Source organism: Streptomyces sp. NPDC103540 (assembly GCF_055584445.1).
Genome location: NZ_JBVJMA010000012.1, coordinates 22,083 through 39,233, shown reverse-complemented (window position 1 = coordinate 39,233; position 17,151 = coordinate 22,083). Strand labels below are relative to the sequence as shown.

The 17,151-nt window shown below is 72.2% G+C and carries 15 protein-coding genes; 11 read left to right on the top strand and 4 right to left on the bottom strand.

All coding sequences use genetic code 11. The annotated features are described in order from the left end of the window. Positions 1–275 precede the first annotated feature (275 nt). From ACZ6ZI_RS27190 to ACZ6ZI_RS27145, 10 genes are all read left to right on the top strand, one after another. Entirely contained in the window at positions 276–1,205 is a 930-nt protein-coding gene (locus ACZ6ZI_RS27190; protein WP_469525301.1) for an N-acetylneuraminate synthase family protein, read from the top strand. 36 nt (positions 1,206–1,241) lie between these two features. After that, entirely contained in the window at positions 1,242–2,414 is a 1,173-nt protein-coding gene (locus tag ACZ6ZI_RS27185) for a hypothetical protein (RefSeq protein ID WP_469524970.1), read from the top strand. A gap of 137 nt (positions 2,415–2,551) precedes the next feature. After that, the gene (locus ACZ6ZI_RS27180; protein WP_469525299.1) at positions 2,552–3,796 is read left to right on the top strand and encodes an amidohydrolase; all 1,245 of its coding nucleotides are present in this window, start codon (positions 2,552–2,554) and stop codon (positions 3,794–3,796) included. 230 nt (positions 3,797–4,026) lie between these two features. Then, on the top strand, positions 4,027–5,088 hold the full coding sequence (locus ACZ6ZI_RS27175; RefSeq protein ID WP_469524968.1) for a BMP family lipoprotein: 1,062 nt from the start codon (positions 4,027–4,029) through the stop codon (positions 5,086–5,088). Positions 5,089–5,287: 199 nt separating this feature from the next. Continuing rightward, entirely contained in the window at positions 5,288–6,994 is a 1,707-nt protein-coding gene (locus tag ACZ6ZI_RS27170) for an ABC transporter ATP-binding protein (RefSeq protein WP_469524967.1), read from the top strand. Further along, positions 6,991–8,106 (top strand): ABC transporter permease, encoded by a 1,116-nt coding sequence (locus ACZ6ZI_RS27165; protein WP_469524964.1) that lies wholly within the window; start codon positions 6,991–6,993, stop codon positions 8,104–8,106. Before ACZ6ZI_RS27170 ends, ACZ6ZI_RS27165 begins: the two co-directional genes overlap by 4 nt. Then, positions 8,103–9,365 (top strand): ABC transporter permease, encoded by a 1,263-nt coding sequence (locus tag ACZ6ZI_RS27160; protein WP_363057972.1) that lies wholly within the window; start codon positions 8,103–8,105, stop codon positions 9,363–9,365. Before ACZ6ZI_RS27165 ends, ACZ6ZI_RS27160 begins: the two co-directional genes overlap by 4 nt. Next, positions 9,362–9,778: a cytidine deaminase gene (locus ACZ6ZI_RS27155; protein WP_363057970.1), complete on the top strand. Its 417-nt coding sequence runs from the start codon at positions 9,362–9,364 to the stop codon at positions 9,776–9,778. Before ACZ6ZI_RS27160 ends, ACZ6ZI_RS27155 begins: the two co-directional genes overlap by 4 nt. A gap of 95 nt (positions 9,779–9,873) precedes the next feature. After that, positions 9,874–11,151 (top strand): thymidine phosphorylase, encoded by a 1,278-nt coding sequence (locus tag ACZ6ZI_RS27150; RefSeq protein ID WP_469524963.1) that lies wholly within the window; start codon positions 9,874–9,876, stop codon positions 11,149–11,151. 121 nt (positions 11,152–11,272) lie between these two features. Continuing rightward, positions 11,273–11,611: an STAS domain-containing protein gene (locus tag ACZ6ZI_RS27145; protein WP_363057967.1), complete on the top strand. Its 339-nt coding sequence runs from the start codon at positions 11,273–11,275 to the stop codon at positions 11,609–11,611. On the opposite strand, the gene ACZ6ZI_RS27140 is transcribed toward ACZ6ZI_RS27145, so the two are convergent. The 3 genes from ACZ6ZI_RS27140 to ACZ6ZI_RS27130 all read right to left on the bottom strand — a co-directional run bounded on the left by ACZ6ZI_RS27140 (position 11,498) and on the right by ACZ6ZI_RS27130 (position 14,827). Then, a complete protein-coding gene (locus ACZ6ZI_RS27140) occupies positions 11,498–12,523 on the bottom strand; it encodes a sigma-70 family RNA polymerase sigma factor (RefSeq protein WP_469524960.1) in 1,026 nt (341 codons plus the stop codon). The genes ACZ6ZI_RS27145 and ACZ6ZI_RS27140 overlap by 114 nt on opposite strands. Before the next feature lie 76 nt (positions 12,524–12,599). Beyond that, complete coding sequence (locus tag ACZ6ZI_RS27135) at positions 12,600–13,307, bottom strand: L,D-transpeptidase family protein (RefSeq protein ID WP_469524958.1); 708 nt, start codon at positions 13,305–13,307, stop codon at positions 12,600–12,602. 176 nt (positions 13,308–13,483) lie between these two features. Beyond that, the gene (locus ACZ6ZI_RS27130) at positions 13,484–14,827 is read right to left on the bottom strand and encodes an MFS transporter (RefSeq protein ID WP_469524956.1); all 1,344 of its coding nucleotides are present in this window, start codon (positions 14,825–14,827) and stop codon (positions 13,484–13,486) included. Between the two features lie 119 nt (positions 14,828–14,946). Here ACZ6ZI_RS27130 and ACZ6ZI_RS27125 point away from each other — a divergent pair, with 119 nt between their 5' ends. Continuing rightward, a complete protein-coding gene (locus ACZ6ZI_RS27125; protein WP_363057960.1) occupies positions 14,947–15,864 on the top strand; it encodes a LysR family transcriptional regulator in 918 nt (305 codons plus the stop codon). A gap of 37 nt (positions 15,865–15,901) precedes the next feature. Here the strand turns inward: ACZ6ZI_RS27125 and ACZ6ZI_RS27120 are convergent, their stop codons facing one another. Beyond that, on the bottom strand, positions 15,902–16,972 hold the full coding sequence (locus tag ACZ6ZI_RS27120) for a LuxR C-terminal-related transcriptional regulator (protein ID WP_469524953.1): 1,071 nt from the start codon (positions 16,970–16,972) through the stop codon (positions 15,902–15,904). Between the last annotated feature and the right edge of the window lie 179 nt (positions 16,973–17,151).

Genomic DNA, 17,151 nt, shown 5'->3' with positions numbered 1-17,151 from the left:
ACGAGGCGGCGTACCGCCCCCGCCGGCAGGACCGGCCCGCCGAACTGCTGGAGACCGGCGCCGCCTACGCCATGGCCGCCCCCGGCTTCCGGGCCGCACGCCACCGCTTCTTCGGGCGGATCCTGCCCGTCGCCACCGACCCGGCCCGGGTCCTGGAGGTCGACGACCCGCACGACCTCGCCCGCGCCCGCCTCCTCGCGCCCCTGCTCGACCAGCCCCGCCCCACCCTCACCCCACCGACCCCGCCGCGCACCGAACGAAGGGCACCCGCCGCCATGACCGTCGACGCCACCCCCCACTCCCGCCTGCGCACCTTCGGCTCGCGCACCGCCGGCCCCGGCCGGCCCGTCTACGTGGTCGGCGAGATCGGCATCAACCACAACGGCGACCTCGGCACCGCCCTCGCGCTGATCGACGCGGCCGCCGACGCCGGCTGCGACGCCGTCAAGTTCCAAAAGCGCACCCCGGAGATCTGCACCCCGCGCGACCAGTGGGACGTCGAACGCGACACGCCCTGGGGCCGGATGACCTACATCGACTACCGCCACCGCGTCGAGTTCGACGAGTCCGACTACCTCGCCATCGACGCGCACTGCGCCAAGCGCGGCATCGACTGGTTCGCCTCCCCCTGGGACACCGAGGCCGTCGCCTTCCTGGAGAAGTTCGACCTCCCCGCCCACAAGGTGGCATCCGCCTGCCTCACCGACGACGACCTGCTGCGCGCCCTGCGCGCCACCGGACGCACCGTCGTGCTGTCGACCGGCATGTCCACCCCCCGCCAGATCCGGCACGCCGTCGAGGTGCTGGGCAGCGACAACATCCTCCTGTGTCACGCCACTTCGACGTACCCGGCGAAGGCGGAGGAGCTGAACCTGAGGGTGATCAACACCCTCCAGGAGGCCTACCCGAACGTGCCCATCGGCTACTCCGGCCACGAGACCGGCCTCCAGACCACGCTGGCCGCCGTCGCCCTCGGCGCCACCTTCGTCGAACGGCACATCACCCTCGACCGGGCGATGTGGGGCTCCGACCAGGCCGCCTCCGTCGAGCCCGGCGGCCTCACCCGCCTCGTGCGCGACATCCGCACCATCGAGACCGCCCTCGGCGACGGCGTCAAGCGCGTCTACGACTCCGAACTCGCCCCGATGAGGAAGCTCCGCCGCGTCCCCGGTCAGGCGGGGGCCGGCGCCCCGACCGCGGTCTGACCACCCCACACCCCTCCTCCCAGAGCGGAGTACCCGGTGACCCCTCCCGCCCCGACCCTGGCCTTCGTCGAGAGCCCGGTCCAGCTCCTGAACGTGCTGGAGTGGGCCTACGCCCGCCACCGCGCCGCCGGTCCGCTGCTGACGGCGGTCCCGACCCAGCCCGGGCCCCTCGCGGCCAGGGCGCCCGGCGCGCAGGAGCCGCCCGCCGGCGCCCCGTACACCCCGCCCGCGTACGCCGAGCCGCTCGACGTCGTCGTCCTGCCGCCCACCGACCCCATGTCCCGCGGTCAGCTCCGCCGGATCGCCGGGATCGCCCGTGACGAGGGCCACACGGTCCACTGGCAGGAGGCCCGCGGCGGCGCGGGCGCCCCGGCGCGGGCCCTGGCCGCGCTCGCCGGCAGGGTGCGCGGGGCCCCGCGGATCGTCGTCGGGGACCCCTTCTCCCGCTTCGTGCAGTTGCTGCTGGTCCCGGCCCGCGCGGCCGAACTGGTCGTCGTGGACGACGGCACCGCCACCCTGGAGTTCGTCGCCCAGCTCGACCGGGGGGAGCGGCTGCGCCGCTGGCACCGCACCGGCGGCGGGGCCGCCTCCCGGCTGCGGGAGCTCGCGTACGCCCCGGTGTCCGCCGCGGCCCGCCGCCGGCTGACCCCGCGCGGCGGGCGCGGGGTGGAGCTGTTCACCTCGATGCCGGTGGCCCCGCCGACCGGGGCGCGCCTGCGGACCAACGACTTCGCCTGGACGCGCGCCCGCTTCGGCCCGCCCCGCCTGACCAGGGGCACCGACCTGGTCGGCACCTCCCTGGTGGAGACGGGCGTGGTCGATCCGGCCCACTACCTGCGGGCGGTGCGGTCCCTGACCGCGGAGCACGGCGCGACCCGCTACTTCGCGCACCGCAGGGAGGCCCCGGAGAAGCTCCGGGAGCTGAGCGAGGCGACCGGGCTGGAGATCGTACGGCCGGACCTGCCGCTGGAGCTGGTCGCCCGGCGCGGCCCCATCGGTCGTACGATCGTCAGCTTTCCGTCCACGGTCGTCCACACGTTGCCCTACGCACTCACCGGTACCGGTGTGACGGTGGCGGTGTGCGACGTCGACCCCGACTGGATCACGGCCGGCGCCTCGCCGCGCGCCCGGGGGTTCCTGGCCGGCGTGACCGAAACGGCCCGCGATGTGCGCAGACTCCCGCGCCGGCCGGCTCCGGCCGCCGGATGAGCGCGCGAGTTTACCCCCGCGCACATCCGGTCATGCGTCCAGAGGTCGGGTTTCTTTCCCCTAACGGCATGAACTTTTGGTGATCTCCAGCCAGTTGACCCATCCGTGCGCCTACCCTTCAACGGGTGAACCAGTTGATGTCCCGCGAGTCCACGTCCGCCCTGCCCGGCAAGCCCGTCCGGCCCGAGCTGCCCGGCAAGCTCCCGGATCACCTGCGTGCCGAACTGATCGCCTTCCGCCGGGACTTGCACATGCATCCCGAGCTAGGACACCAGGAGTTCCGCACCACGGCGGCGATCAAGGCCCGGCTGGAGAAAGCCGGCCTGCGCCCCCGGGTACTGAAGTCCGGAACCGGCCTGATCTGTGACGTGGGCACCTGGGACGGGGTACGGCCGATGCTGGCCCTGCGCGCGGACATCGACGCCCTGCCCATCCCGGACGCGAAGACCCACGTGGCCTACCGCTCCACCTACCCCGACCGCGCCCACGCCTGCGGCCACGACGTGCACACCGCCGTCGTCCTCGGCGCGGGCCTGGTCCTCGCGGACCTCGACCGCCAGGGCCTGCTGCCCCGACCCGTGCGGCTGCTGTTCCAGCCGGCCGAGGAGGTGCTGCCCGGCGGGGCGACGGAGGCGATCGAGTCCGGGGTCCTCGACGGGGTGGGGCAGATCATCGCCGTCCACTGCGACCCGCGCGTCGACGCCGGACGGCTCGGCCTGCGGCCCGGCCCGATCACCTCGGCCTGCGACCGGCTGGAGGTCACCCTGTCCGGCGCCGGCGGCCACACCGCCCGCCCGCACCTGACCACCGACCTGGTGACGGCCGCCGCCCGGGTCGCCGTCGACGTACCGGCGCTGCTGGCCCGCCGGATGGACGCCCGCTCGGGCATGTCGGTCACCTGGGGCCGGATCGAGGCCGGACACGCCTGCAACGTCATCCCGATGCACGCGGAGCTGTCCGGAACCGTGCGGTGCCTGGACCTCGACGCCTGGTACGAGGCGCCCGACATGATCCACGCGGCGATCGACGAGGTGGCCACCATGCACGGGGCCAAGTTCGAGATCAACCACGTGCGCGGGGTGCCGCCCGTGGTGAACGACCCGGTGGTCACGGAACTGCTGCGCGAGGCGATGGCCGCCCGCCGGGGCGCCGAGTCGGTCGAGGACACCGAGCAGAGCCTGGGCGGGGAGGACTTCTCCTGGTACCTGGAGCACGTCCCGGGCGCCATGGCCCGGCTCGGCGTCCGCAGGCCCGGGGACACCGCCAAGAGGGACCTGCACCGGGGCGACTTCGACGTGGACGAGGCCGCGATCGGCGTCGGAGTGGAGTTCTTCACTGCCGCCGCGCTGCTCGACGGACGGCGCGCACGGCCCGTGGCGTAAAAGATCCGGCAAAACTCCCTACATCATCGGCGGGTCTGCCGTCGGAGGCGTCCAACCCTTGGTACACAAGGGCTGGACGCCTTCGCCGTTACCGATCGGTCACTGTCCGGTTCGCGACGATCCGATAACGACTCATGAACGGGCCTTTAACTGACATCTACGCGCGTTACGATCGCCGCGAAACCAGCGCCGGTCGTGGCGCTTCGGTCAGGTTTTGAAGGAGCCTCCCCTTGCGCCGGATCACCAGGATCGCCACCGTGGGCATCGCGTCCGCGGCGCTGGCCCTCTCGGCCACCGCCTGTGGCGGTAAGAAGTCCACCGACACCCCGTCCTCCGACGGCACCGCGAAGGCCGCCGCCAGCGCCGCCATCGCGTACGACATCGGTGGCCGTGGCGACCAGTCGTTCAACGACGCCGCCTACGCCGGCCTGGAGCAGGCCAAGACCCAGCTGAAGGTCGCCGGCAACGAGGCCGAGCCCACCGACGGTGAGGGCGAGGCCGACAAGGTCCAGCGCCTGACCGAGCTGGCGCGCAAGGGCAACAACCCGGTCATCGGCGTCGGCTTCGCCTACGCCCCGGCCGTCAAGAAGGTCGCCGCGAAGTTCCCGAACACCACGTTCGGCATCATCGACGACACCTCGGTCACCGGCCCGAACATCGCCAACCTCGTCTTCAACGAGGAGCAGGGCTCCTACCTGGCCGGCGTCGCCGCCGCCAAGGCGTCCAAGTCCGGCACGGTCGGCTTCATCGGTGGTGTCGAGGTCCCGCTGATCAAGAAGTTCGAGGCCGGCTTCGCCCAGGGCGTCAAGGACACCAACCCGAACGCCAAGGTCCTCACCAAGTACCTGTCGCAGCCGCCGAACTTCGAGGGCTTCGCCAAGCCCGACCTCGGCAAGGCCGCCGCGCAGGGCCAGCTGGACGCCGGCGCGGACGTGATCTACGCGGCCGCCGGTCTGGCCGGTTCGGGCGCCATCGAGGCCGCCGCCAACAAGGGCGCGTGGGCCATCGGCGTCGACTCCGACCAGTACAACCAGGCCGGTCTGTCGAAGTACAAGGAGCGCATCCTGACCTCGGTCACCAAGGACGTTTCCGACTCCGTCTTCAACCTGATCAAGTCGGTCAAGGACGGCAAGCCCGAGTCCGGCGAGATCCGCTACGGCCTCGACAAGGACGGCGTCGGCCTGGCCGACTCCAACCCCGAGTACAAGAAGATGACCGACCTCATCGCCGCCGTGGACAAGGCGAAGGCCGACATCATCGCGAAGAAGATCACCGTCAAGACCGCGCCGTAAGGCCCCGTCTGACGAACGGTCGCGGGCTCCGGGGTCCGGAAGCGGTCTCCACCGCTCCCGGGCCCCGACCCGCGTCCCTCCCCAGTCCGTGTCGACTTGTGGCCGGTTGGCCGCAAGTTTTCACTTTCGACAGTGCTACGCGCGTAGAGGCATCGTGGACGCGATACCTTCTCTCCCCCGCCCTGTCCCCCCTGCCAACTTGGCTTTCCAGCTCCTTCCGCGCCAAGGAGAGTGCGTCATCAACGCGTCCAGCCCCCCTCTCGCCGTCGAACTGCACGGCATCACCAAGCGCTTCCCCGGCGTCGTCGCCAACAAGGACATCGCGATCAGCGTCCGCAAGGGCACGGTCCACGCCTTGATCGGCGAGAACGGCGCCGGCAAGTCGACCCTGATGAAGATCCTCTACGGCATGCAGAAGCCGGACGAGGGCACCATCGCCATCGACGGGGAGCAGGTCTCCTTCAGCAGCCCCGGCGAGGCCATCGTCCGCGGCATCGGCATGGTCCACCAGCACTTCATGCTGGCCGACAACCTCACCGTGCTGGAGAACGTCGTCCTCGGCGGCGAGAAGCTCCACGGCATCGGCGCCAAGGCCCGCAAGAAGATCAAGGAGATCTCGGACGCGTACGGCCTCGGCGTGCGCCCCGACGCCCTGATCGAGGACCTCGGCGTGGCCGACCGCCAGCGCGTGGAGATCCTCAAGGTCCTCTACCGCGGCGCGAAGATCCTCATCCTCGACGAGCCGACCGCCGTGCTCGTGCCGCAGGAGGTGGACGCCCTCTTCGACAACCTGCGCGAGCTCAAGGCCGAGGGCCTGACCGTCATCTTCATCTCGCACAAGCTGGGCGAGGTGCTGAAGGTCGCCGACGACATCACCGTCATCCGCCGCGGCACCACGGTCGGCACCGCCGACCCGCGGACCGCGACCCCCAAGCAGCTCGCCGAGCTCATGGTCGGCGCGGAACTGCCCTCCCCGGAGACCCGCGAGTCCACGGTGACGGACGTCCCGATGCTCCAGGTCAAGGGGCTGACCCTCGCCGCGAGCGACGTGGTCGTCGCCGAGCCGGAGGTCCTCGCGCCCGCCGCCCCGGCCGACTCCGCCGGCCGCGAGAACGTCGCCGTCGGTCGCCTGCTCCTGGACGACGTCGACTTCACGATCCACAAGGGCGAGGTCCTCGGGATCGCCGGCGTCGAGGGCAACGGCCAGACCGAGCTCATCGAGGCCCTCATGGGCATGGCTTCGGCCGACTCGGGCGTCATCACGCTGGACGGCAAGGACATCACCAAGTCGCCCGTCCGCGCCCGTCGCGAGGGCGGCATCGGGTACATCCCCGAGGACCGTCACCGCCACGGCCTGCTCCTGGAATCCCCCCTGTGGGAGAACCGCATCCTCGGTCACGTCACCGAGGCGCCGAACTCCAGGAAGGGCATCCTCGACCCGAAGGCCGCGCGCAAGGACACCGAGCGCATCGTGCGCGAGTACGACGTCCGCACGCCCGGCATCGACGTCACCGCGGCCTCGCTCTCCGGCGGCAACCAGCAGAAGCTGATCGTCGGCCGCGAGATGAGCCACAACCCGAAGTTCCTCATCGCCGCCCACCCGACCCGCGGTGTGGACGTCGGTGCGCAGGCGCAGATCTGGGACGCCATCCGCGAGGCCCGCCGCGAGGGCCTGGCCGTGCTCCTGATCTCCGCCGACCTGGACGAGCTCATCGGCCTGTCCGACACCCTGCGCGTGATCTACCGCGGCCGCCTGGTCGCGGACGCCGACCCCGCGACCGTCACCCCCGAGGAGCTCGGCACCGCCATGACGGGCGCCGCCTCCGGGCACCTGGAAGCCCCCGACAACCACTCCGCCGCCGGTACCGACGCTGGTACCGACTCCCCGGAGGACGAGGCCCGATGAAGAAATTCGACAAGGACCGGCTGCTCATCGCCGCCGCGGGACCGCTGCTCGCGCTGGTCACCGCCTTCCTGCTGACCATGGTCGTGCTGGCGGCGACGGGCATCGACCCGATCGAACCGCTGCGCCTCATGGTCGAGAACGCCGGTTACGAGGACGTCCAGGTCCTCATCCTCAACCAAGCGGGCACGTACTACCTGGCAGCCCTGGCCGTCGCCATCGGCTTCCGCATGAACCTCTTCAACATCGGCGTCGACGGCCAGTACCGCCTGGCCGCGATGGTCTCCGCGGTCGTCGGCACGGCCGTCACCCTGCCGGGCCCGCTGCACATCCTGCTGATCGTGCTCGTCGCCATGCTGACCGGTGCCTTCTGGTCCGGCATCGCCGGCGTCCTCAAGGCCAAGCGCGGCGTCAGCGAGGTCGTCTCGACGATCATGCTGAACGCCATCGCGACCAGCCTGATCGCCTGGCTGATCCTGCCGAAGAACCTCGGCGTGCAGCCCGCGGGCTCCAACGACCTGACGACCGGCGACATCGCCGAGTCCGGCTGGTTCCCCGCCCTGACGATCGGCGACGGGCTGGAGATCTACGGCTTCACCTTCGTGGCCTTCGCCCTGGGCGTCGTCTACTGGTTCGTGCTCAACCGCACCCGCTTCGGCTTCGACCTGCGCGCCACCGGTGCCAGCGAGTCCGCCGCCCAGGCCTCCGGCGTGGACGCCAAGAAGATGATCATCACCTCGATGCTGATCTCGGGCGCCGTCGCCGGTCTGTCCGGCATGCCGCAGCTGCTGGGCGAGACGCACACGTACAACCTGTCCTTCCCGGTGGGCGTCGGCTTCACCGGCATCACCATCGCGCTGCTCGGCCGCAACAGCCCGGTGGGCATCCTCTTCGCCGCCTTCCTGATGGCCTTCATCGACAAGGCCTCGGCCTCGCTCGACACGGCCGGGTTCGCGAAGGAGATCGGCACGATCATGAAGGGCCTGATCGTGATCGCGGTGGTCGTCTCCTACGAGCTCGTCCGCCGTTACGGGATCCGCCGCCAGCAGCAGAAGGTCGGCGAGGAACTGGCCGCGGGCCACGCCATCAAGACCGAGAAGGAGGTCGCGGCGTGAGCACCAGCACCGTTCCCACGAAGAACGCCGCCCCGAAGAAGCAGGGCGGCCGCTCGAAGCTCAGCCTGGCCACCATCATGCTGATCATCGCCGGCGGCCTCGCGCTCGTCTCGCTGGTCCGCATCATCAGCGGCGCCAACGACCTGACCTCCGTCGGCCAGGTCTCCGGCGCCCTGTCCCTCGCCGTGCCGATCGGCCTCGCCGGTCTCGGCGGTCTGTGGGCCGAGCGCGCGGGCGTCGTCAACATCGGCCTCGAAGGCATGATGATCCTCGGCACCTGGTTCGGTGCCTGGGCCGGCTACCAGTGGGGCCCCTGGACCGGTGTCCTCGTCGGCATCGCCGGCGGCGCCCTCGGCGGCCTGCTCCACGCGATCATCACCGTCACGTTCAACGTCAACCACATCGTCTCCGGTGTGGCCGTGAACATCCTGGCGCTCGGCTTCACCCAGTACCTGTCGAACTTCACCTTCGCCGACGCCCCGGGCGGCTCCTCCAAGCAGTCCCCGCGCGTCGAGGAGATCTACAAGATCACCGTGCCGGGGCTGTCCGACTGGATGGACAGCCTCCAGGGCAAGCACTGGTTCTTCGTCTCCGACCTCGCCGGCGTCATCGGCGGCCTCGTCACCGGTCTGTCCCTGCTGACCGTCGTCGCGCTGCTGCTCATCCCCGGCACCTGGTGGGTGCTGTGGCGCACCACCTTCGGCCTGCGCCTGCGCTCCTGCGGCGAGAACCCGATCGCCGCCGAGTCCCTCGGCGTCAACGTGTACAAGTACAAGTACATCGCCGTGGTCGTCTCCGGCGCCCTCGCCGGTCTCGGCGGCGTCTTCCTCTCCGAGGTCGCCAGCCCGATCTACCAGGAGGGCCAGACCGGCGGTCGCGGTTACATCGGTCTCGCCGCGATGATCTTCGGCAACTGGATGCCGGGCGGCATGGCGCTGGGCGCCGGCCTCTTCGGCTTCGTCGACAGCCTCAAGCTGCGCGGCTCCGAGAACGTCCACGCCCTGCTGCTCCTGGTCGCGATCCTGCTGGTGCTCGTCGCGGCGTGGCAGGCGTACCGCAAGAAGTACCTCCAGGCCGGCATCTCGGCGGTCTTCGCCGTCCTGCTGTTCGTCTGGTACGCGACGACCGACTCGATCCCGAGCCAGTTCGTGGACGCCGCCCCGTACCTGACGACGCTGCTCGTGCTCGCCCTGTCGGCGCAGCGCCTGCGGATGCCGAAGGCGGACGGCATGCCGTACCGCAAGGGCCAGGGCAAGTGACCCCGGACCCCGCGGCGCACGAGGGCGCCGGCGTGGACTGGGAGGCCCTGCGGGTCGCGGCGCGCGAGGCGATGACCCACGCGTACGCCCCCTACTCGGGCTTCCCGGTCGGCGTCGCGGCCCTCGTGGACGACGGGCGGGTCGTGACCGGCTGCAACGTCGAGAACGCCAGCTACGGCCTCGGCCTGTGCGCGGAGTGCGGTCTGGTCTCCGCACTCCAGGCCGGCGGCGGCGGTCGGCTGACCCACTTCACCTGCGTGGACGGCAAGGGGCAGAGCCTCGTGCCGTGCGGACGCTGCCGTCAGCTGCTCTACGAGTTCGGCGGTCCCGAGTTGCTGGTGGAGACGCCGGACGGGATCCTGCCGCTGAGCGCGATGCTGCCGCAGGCCTTCGGGCCCGACCACCTGAAATAGCCGTACCGACGGCCCTTCGCCCCCGCGGGCGGAGGGCCGTCTCCCTTCCCCTCTCCCCAACCCCTCTCTCTATGCGCGTAGAAGGAAGTCACCTCATGGACGTCATCTCCGTCATCCGCACCAAGCGGGACCGCGGCGAGCTCAGCCCCGAGCAGATCGACTGGGTCATCGACGCGTACACCCGCGGGGTCGTCGCCGACGAGCAGATGTCTGCGCTGGCCATGGCCATCCTCCTCAACGGCATGAACCGCTCCGAGATCGCCCGCTGGACCGCGGCGATGATCGCCTCCGGCGAGCGGATGAACTTCGACTCCCTCTCCCGCCCGACCGCCGACAAGCACTCCACCGGCGGCGTCGGCGACAAGATCACCCTCCCGCTGGCCCCGCTCGTCGCCGCCTGCGGCGCGGCCGTGCCGCAGCTCTCCGGCCGGGGCCTCGGCCACACCGGCGGCACCCTCGACAAGCTGGAGTCCATCCCCGGCTGGCGCGCGCTGCTGTCGAACGAGGAGATGCTGAACGTCCTCGACACCACCGGCGCCGTCATCTGCGCCGCCGGCGACGGCCTGGCCCCCGCCGACAAGAAGCTCTACGCCCTGCGCGACGTCACCGGCACCGTCGAGGCCATCCCGCTGATCGCCTCCTCGATCATGTCGAAGAAGATCGCCGAGGGCACCGGCTCGCTCGTCCTGGACGTCAAGGTCGGCACCGGCGCCTTCATGAAGAACATCGAGGACGCCCGCGAGCTGGCCTCCACGATGGTCGCCCTCGGCACCGACAGCGGCGTCAAGACGATCGCCCTGCTCACCGACATGTCCACCCCGCTGGGCCTCACGGCGGGCAACGCCCTGGAGATCCGCGAGTCCGTCGAGGTGCTGGCGGGCGGCGGCCCCTCCGACGTCGTCGAGCTGACCCTGGCCCTGGCCCGGGAGATGCTGGACGCCGCCGGCATCAAGGACGCCGACCCGGCCAAGGCCCTCGCCGACGGCTCCGCGATGGACGTGTGGCGCCGGATGATCGTGGCCCAGGGCGGCGACCCGGACGCGGCCCTGCCCGTCGCCCGCGAGCAGCACGTGGTCACCGCCTCCGCCTCGGGCGTCCTGACCCGCCTGGACGCGTACGCGGTCGGCGTCGGCGCCTGGCGCCTGGGCGCGGGCCGCGCCCGCAAGGAGGACCCGGTGCAGGCCGGCGCCGGCATCGAGCTGCACGCCAAGCCGGGCGACACGGTCACCGCGGGCCAGCCGCTGATGACCCTGCACACGGACACCCCGGAGAAGTTCGAGTACGCCCTGGCCTCCCTGGAGGGCTCCTACGACGTCGCCCCGGCGGGCACCGCGTTCTCGCCGACCCCGATCGTCCTGGACCGCATCGCGTAACGGTCCCCGCGGGGCACCGCCCCGGGGCGAAGCCCTCCCGCACCCCACGGCGCGGGAGGGCTTCGTCGTACCGCCCCGCGCCCGGCCGATGAGTTCCGGGGCCCCGGCGAGTCAGCCCCTCGTGACGACCCCACGCATCGAACTGCCCGGACCCGGCCCCCGCCGCGCGGAGGTGCCCCTGCTGTGCGCCCGACTGGCCCGCCTCTACGACGACGGGGCCCGGGCGGTGGTGTGCGACGCGACCGCCGTCACGGCGCCGGACCTCCTCGCCGTAGAGGCTCTGGCCCGGCTGCGGCTGACCGCCCGCGGGCGCGGCGCGTTCACCGTCGTCGGGGCGCCGCCGCCCTTACGCGCCCTGCTGGGCCTCGTCGGTCTCGTCGAGCTGCTCGGGGAGGTCGAAGAGCGGGAACCAGCGGTCGGTGTCGAGGAAGGCGTTCAGCCCGACGATCTTCCCCTGTGAGACCTCCAGGACCTGGAGCGCCCACGGCACGTACCCGGGCGCGCCGTCCTCGCGCGGCCGGTACTGGCCGAAGGCCGGCAGACCGTTCGCCGTGGTGGGTACCAGGCGCGAGCCCTTGCAGCCGATGCCCTGCTCCAGGTGCCAGGCGGCGATGTCCTCGTGCCCGCGCAGCCACAGGTCGTACGGCGGCATCGACAGCACCGCGTCCTCGTGCAGCAGGGTGGTCAGCCGGGTGATGTCGTAGGCCTCGAAGGCCGACAGGTACGCCTCCAGCAGCTTGGCCTGCTCGCCGTCGAGCGGGTCGACGGGGTCGCTCGCGCGCAGTTCGCGGCCCGCGAGGGTGGCCCGGGCCCGTTGCAGGGCGCTGTTCACCGAGGCCACGGTGGTGTCGAGGAGACGGGCCACCTCGTCGGCCTTCCAGGCCAGCACCTCGCGCAGGATCAGCACGGCCCGCTGCTTGGCCGGCAGGTGCTGGAGGGCGGCGACGAAGGCCAGCCGCACCGATTCCCTGGCCAGCGCCGTCTCGGCCGGGTCGGCGGTCTGCGGCAGCACCCGCCCGTCCGGCACCGGCTCCAGCCAGGTCACCTCGGGCCGCTCGTTGAGCACGGCGGAGGCCTGGTGCTGCGGGGCGCCGAAGTCCATCGGGCGGGCCCGCTTGCGGCCCGCGTTCAGCTGGTCCAGGCAGACGTTGGTGGCGATCCGGTACAGCCACGAACGCAGCGAGGAACGGCCCTCGAACCGCGCGTGGGCCCGCCAGGCGCGGATGTACGTCTCCTGCACGGCGTCCTCGGCGTCGAAGGCCGAACCGAGCATCCGGTAGCAGTAGCCGGTCAGCTCCACCCGGTGGCGCTCCATCGCGGAGTCCAGGTCGTTCGGGTCCGCTTCCGTCGGCGTGGTGGCGAGATCACTCATGGCTGTCGTCCCCCAGGTGGTTTCCGCTCTCTTCGGAAACTACCCGAGGGCACTGACAACGGCAGCCGGGGAGGGCTCAGGTCCCGGGCTTGCGGCCGTACACGTAGACGTCCTCGCCGTTGCCCAGCATGCTCCAGTAGGCCTTGGCGTCGGTCGTGGTCATGTTCACGCAGCCACCGGAACCGGGCGGGTTCCACATGCTCTTGGTGACCGAGTGGAAGGCGATGCCCCCGTCGAAGAACTGCGAGTAGGGCATCGCGACGTTGTAGATCGTCGACCAGTGGTTGATGCTGCGGTAGTAGATCTTCTTCAGGCCGGTCCGGGTCGGGGTCCCGGCCTTGCCCGTGCGGACCGGCACCGGCCCGTACTTCAGCACCGTGCCGTCCTGGATCCAGCTGAGCTGCCGCGTCAGGTCGACGCAGGCGATCCGGCCCCGGTTGGTGGGGCACTGACCGGCGGCGTTCGGGTTCTTCCCGGCCGCCCGCTGGGCCAGCATGGTGTTCATCGTCTGCCACGTCAGCGGGCCCGCGTACCCCGCCGTCGGCGTGATCCCGTGGGTGGCCTGGAAGCTCTGGATGGCGAGGCAGTCGGCGGTCGACTGCACCCCGTCCACCGGCCGCCCCAGGAACTGCTCCACCTGCCGCTGGTGCGGCCCCGTGGTCACGTTGCAGGCGGCGGCCGATGCCGATCCGCCCCCCGCGACCACCAGCGGCGCGGCCAGTGCCAACGCCCCGCCGAACACCACCGCGGCCCGTCGCCGCGCGCGCGTGCGTATCCCCGCCATCCGGTCCCTCCCCTGTCGGAATCGCACCTTGACGGATCGATGCCCGCCCGACAAGGGGGTGGACCGTAACGGGACGGCGTATTTTTCCTCAGCCCCGGAGCCGGACCGGACCCGGTCCGGCTCGGCCCGGGGCCCGCTCCCGAACCGGCTCCCCGAACCGGCTCCCCGGTCCGGCCTCAGCGCGCCGCGGCGGCCACGGCCGACAGCCGGCGCTCGGCGCGCGCGGCGTGCGAACCCCACAGGGTGATCGCGACGACGCCCACCACCGCGAGCAGCGCGATCCCGACCGTGGCCGCCCAGCCCGAGGCGTGGTAGGCCAGCGCGCCCAGGGTGCCGCCGGCGCTGGAACCGAGGTAGTACGCGGACTGGTACAGGGCCGAGGCCTGCGCCCTGCCCGTCGTCGCGGTCCGGCTGACCGCCGCCGAGGCCACGGCGTGGCCGGCGAAGAATCCCGCGGTGATCAGCACCAGCCCCGCCAGGATCGCGGCCAGCGAGTCCGCGAGGGACAGCAGCAGACCCAGCGCGGTCGTGGTCACGGCCAGGTACAGGGCCCCGCGCCGCCCGGCGCGCGCCACCAGCCCGCCCGCCGCCGCCGAGGAGACCGTCCCCACCAGGTACACCAGGAAGATCGACCCGACGACGCCCTGGCCCAGCGAGAACGGCTCGTCGATCAGCCGGTAGCCGATCACCGTGTACACCGCCCCGAAGACGGTCATGAACAGTGCGCCGATCCCGTACAGCCGCAGCAGCAGCGGATCGCGCAGGTGCCCGGCGACGGTGCGCCCCACCGCGCGCGGATCCAGCGAGGCCGGACGGAAGAACCGCGCCCGGGGCAGCAGCACCAGGAAGGCCACCGCGCACGCCAGCGCCATCAGCCCGACGGCCGTCAGCCCGGCCCGCCAGCCCCACGCCTGCGCGGCCCACCCGGTGACGACGCGGCCGCTCATGCCGCCGATGGAATTGCCCGCCACGAACAGGCCGATCGCCCCGACCAGTGCCTTCGGTCGGACCTCCTCCGCCAGGTAGGCCATCGCGGAGGCGGGGACGCCGGCGATCGCCGCCCCCTGCACCGCCCGCAGCACGACCAGCCACTCCAGGTTCGGCGCGAACGGCACCGACAGGCCGACGACCACGGCGACCACCAGCGACCAGGTCATCATCCGGGTCCGGCCGAACCGCTCCGACAGGGCGCTCAGCGGCAGGACGAACAGGGCGAGCGAGCCGGTGGCCGCGGACACCGTCCAACTGGCCTGACCCGCCGTCACGCCGAACCCGGCGGAGATCGCGGGCAGCAGGGCCTGGGTGGAGTAGAGGAGGGCGAAGGTGGCGAGTCCGGCGGCGAACAGCGCGAGGCTCATCCGGCGGTAGCCGGGTCGGCCGGGCGCGTGCCGCTCGGGCGCGTGCCGCTCGGGGGCGCGCGGTGCGGGGCGCGGGTCCCGGGCGGGGGCCTCGTAGGGGAGAGGGGACGACGGGGTGGAGGCGCCCGGCTTCACGGGCGCCCCGGTATGAGCGGGAGGCATACGTCGACGGTAGGCCCGTCTTTTTCATGCGTCCAATGCACGAATTCGCCATAATCGATCCACTCACGCATCACCGCAGTTCAGAGGGGCGCATGTCAACGAACCGTTACGAAGAAGACATGGCCGTGACAACCATGCTGGCCCCCAGGCTGGCCTGGTTCGCCGCCGTCGCCCGGCACGAGCACGTCACCCGCGCCGCGCAGGAGCTGGGTGTGCCCCAGTCCACCCTGTCCCGGGCCGTGGTCCGCCTCGAACAGGACCTGGGCGTCACGCTGTTCGCCCGCAAGGGCCGCACCGTCACCCTCACCACCGCGGGCCGCGCCTTCCTCGCCTCCACCGAGCAGGCCCTCGACAAGATCGCCCACGCCGCCGGATCCGTCCAACGGGACGCCGACCCCGCCTTCGGCAAGGTCGCGTTCGGCTTCCTGCACACCCTGGGCCCCGAGACCGTGCCCGGACTGATCCGGGCCTTCCGCGCCGACCACCCGGGCGTGCGCTTCGCACTCGTCCAGAACTACGGCGAGGCCATGCTGGAAAAGCTGCGGGCCGGCGAACTCGACCTCTGCCTCACCTCCCCGCTGCCCGACGCCCCCGACCTCGTGGCCCGACGCCTGGACGAACAGCGGCTGCGCCTGGTGGTCCCCGACGACCACCGCCTCGCCGTGCGCAAGCGGATCCGCCTCGCCGAGGCCGCCGAGGAAACCTTCGTCACCCTGGAGGCCGGCTACGGCCTGCGCCGCATCACCGACGACCTGTGCGCGGAGGCCGGCTTCACCCCGCGCGTGGCCTTCGAGGGGGAGGAGGCCGAGACCCTGCGGGGCCTGGTCGCGGCCGGTCTCGGCGTCGCCCTGCTGCCGCCGCCCGCCGTGCCCCGGCCGGGGGTGGTCGAGCTGACGGTGACCGCCCCGCGCGCCGTCCGGGAGATCGGCGTCGCCTGGCTCGACGGCCACCCCGACACCCCGCCGGTCGCGGAGTTCAAGCGGTTCCTCCTCTCGCGGCGCGGTCGCCTGATCCCGGAACTGGAACCCCCGGCCTGACCGGCCGCCGCCCCGCCGTACCGCCGCCCCGCCGTGCCTAGACGGTGTCCTGCGCCCCGTCCTTCTCCGCGTTCAGGGACAGCAAGTACCCCATCTGGAAACGGGACTTGGCGCCCACCGCCCGCATGATCTCCGCGATGTGCCGCTGACAGGTGCGCTCCGACATCCCGAGCCGGCGCGCGATCACCTTGTCCTCCAGCCCCTCCGACAGCAGCCGCACGATCGTCTGCCGCAGCTCGTCGGAGAGGGAGCGGGCCGCCTCCGGGCTCACCGTCGTGGGGAACGGCCGCGCGCCCAGCCAGGACCGTTCGAAGGCCGCCGTCATGAAGTGCACGACGCTCGGCTCCCGCACCACCAGGGCCGCCCCGGCCCGGTCCGGCACCGCCATCAGCCCCGTCCGCTCGTCGAAGACCAGCATGCGCATCAGCCCGTCGCCCAGGGTGCGCACCTGCGCGCCCAGCGCCGTCACGCGTTCCACGTACGCCGCCGTCGGCCGCGAGTAGCGCGCCGTGTGCTGGTAGATCGTCCGCATCCGCACCCCGCGCGCCAGCAGCGACTCGTCCCGCCCGACGGCCTCCTCCAGGGTCTCCAGCGGCCGCCCCCCGCCCGGCTGCGAGGTGAGCAGCTCCCGCTCGCACCCCGCCACCAGCTCGGAGATCAGCCCGCGCACCGCCCCCAGGTCCGTCACCAGCTCCAGCCGCTCACCGGCGCCCGGCTCCCGGCGCGCGCTGCCTGCCTCGTACGCGGGCACCAGCGCCTCCAGGCGCCCGCGCAGCCGGTCCATCTCGTCGTGGGTCTCCCGCACCAGCAGGGCCAGCGGGGCCAGGGCCCGGGCCGCCGCCGCCCGGGGCGCCACCGCGCTCCAGAGGTCCGGCCCGCCGCCGGGGGCGCGCTGCAACAGGTGCGCCGCGGCCAGCTCGGTGACGGCGGCACCCGCGCGGGCGCCCAGCGCGGTGGTGGCCTCCTGCGGCGTGAAGGCGTGCCGCTCGACGGCGTACGCGTACAGGCGGCGCGCGGCGGGGCTCAGCTCGCCCGCGCGCGGGCCGCGGGCCCCGTCGGGCCCCGCGGCCCCGTCGACCCCGCTGACTCCGTCGGCTTCGGCTGGCATATGCGTATTCGTCCCTGCCTGTACGTGTTTATAAACCCCTCGTGTTCCCGCAAGGCGGCAAGTGGACGCCTGAACCCGTACGTCCGGCATATGCCGAACCGGCACAGTGGAGGCACGGCGTGACGGGGGGAGCGCGGATTGCGGCAAGAGACCACCGGCCGACGGGACAGACCCGTCGC

Bases quoted from the DNA above. Each gene is read 5' to 3' on its own strand.
- ACZ6ZI_RS27190 (WP_469525301.1), top strand. From the start codon at position 276: ATGACCGTCGACGCCACCCCCCACTCCCGCCTGCGCACCTTCGGCTCG.
- ACZ6ZI_RS27180 (WP_469525299.1), top strand. From the start codon at position 2,552: ATGTCCCGCGAGTCCACGTCCGCCCTGCCCGGCAAGCCCGTCCGGCCC.
- ACZ6ZI_RS27165 (WP_469524964.1), top strand. From the start codon at position 6,991: ATGAAGAAATTCGACAAGGACCGGCTGCTCATCGCCGCCGCGGGACCG.
- ACZ6ZI_RS27150 (WP_469524963.1), top strand. From the start codon at position 9,874: ATGGACGTCATCTCCGTCATCCGCACCAAGCGGGACCGCGGCGAGCTC.
- ACZ6ZI_RS27140 (WP_469524960.1), bottom strand. From the start codon at position 12,523: ATGAGTGATCTCGCCACCACGCCGACGGAAGCGGACCCGAACGACCTG.
- ACZ6ZI_RS27135 (WP_469524958.1), bottom strand. From the start codon at position 13,307: ATGGCGGGGATACGCACGCGCGCGCGGCGACGGGCCGCGGTGGTGTTC.
- ACZ6ZI_RS27130 (WP_469524956.1), bottom strand. From the start codon at position 14,827: ATGCCTCCCGCTCATACCGGGGCGCCCGTGAAGCCGGGCGCCTCCACC.
- ACZ6ZI_RS27125 (WP_363057960.1), top strand. From the start codon at position 14,947: ATGGCCGTGACAACCATGCTGGCCCCCAGGCTGGCCTGGTTCGCCGCC.
- ACZ6ZI_RS27120 (WP_469524953.1), bottom strand. From the start codon at position 16,972: ATGCCAGCCGAAGCCGACGGAGTCAGCGGGGTCGACGGGGCCGCGGGG.